Here is a 300-nt window from a genome sequence, read left to right on the forward strand (position 1 = left end):
AAGCCCATGATACGAAGAACCGGTCTGCCGCGCAGGTATATTTTGATATCAATACCGGACTGACCCAAAAGATATTTGATTTCTTTCTGGAATCGTCCGCAAAGAAATTCATATTCTTCAGTTCTGTGAAAGCCGCTGCAGACAGCGTGGAGGGTGATATGCTGACTGAAGATGTGGTGCCTGCTCCGATAGGGCCTTACGGGGAGAGCAAGATTGCTGCGGAAGATTATATAAAGGAACGTTTCATTTTGCCTACCACCTCCCCCCTCGGATACTCCTCCTTCGAGAAGGAGGAGAATG

1 protein-coding gene is annotated in these 300 nt (G+C 48.0%); it reads left to right on the plus strand.

The genetic code is table 11. The features are described 5' to 3' along the window. The coding region (locus tag E5355_RS19290; protein WP_210434554.1) for an NAD-dependent epimerase/dehydratase family protein at positions 1–300 on the plus strand (300 nt) is incomplete at both ends.

This window comes from Bacteroides muris (ex Afrizal et al. 2022), assembly GCF_004793475.1.
GTDB lineage: Bacteria > Bacteroidota > Bacteroidia > Bacteroidales > Bacteroidaceae > Bacteroides > Bacteroides muris.